Below are 460 nucleotides of genomic sequence, written 5' to 3'. Positions count from 1 at the left end.
CCGACGAGATCGCCGAGCTCTACGATCAGCACACGCAGGCGACCGGCCAGGTGTTCACCAAGGACGCCGTGGACCGGGTCTTCGAGCTGACCCAGGGACAGCCCTGGCTGGTCAACGCCGTCGCTCATGAGATCACCGTGAAGATGGGGGTGACCGGGGCCATCACCGACGGGCAGGTGGAGGAGGCCAAGGAACGGCTGATCCGGGCGCGCGCCATCCATCTGGACGCCCTGGCGGCCCGGCTGCACGAGCCCCGGGTCAAGCGCCTCATGGAGCCGATCGTGGCCGGGACGTTCCCGCACACGGACGAGACCTACTCCAATGACCTGTCCTACGTCCGCGACCTCGGCCTGATCACCCTGAAACCCCCGCCTCAGGTGGCCAACCCGATCTACCGGGAGGTCATCCTGCGCGTGCTGGGCGACCCGGCGGAGAGCTACGTGATGGCCGACCCGCACAG

General features: G+C 68.3%; 1 protein-coding gene. It reads left to right on the top strand.

Annotated elements, in window-relative coordinates:
* On the top strand, positions 1-460 hold a 460-nt coding region (locus tag FXF51_RS61710; protein WP_222872001.1), incomplete at both ends, for a hypothetical protein.

The sequence above is a fragment of the Nonomuraea sp. PA05 genome (genome assembly GCF_008086045.1).
Classification (GTDB): domain Bacteria; phylum Actinomycetota; class Actinomycetes; order Streptosporangiales; family Streptosporangiaceae; genus Nonomuraea; species Nonomuraea monospora.
Note: the sequence above shows the minus strand (reverse complement) of the source record. Positions and strands in the feature narration are given on the sequence as shown.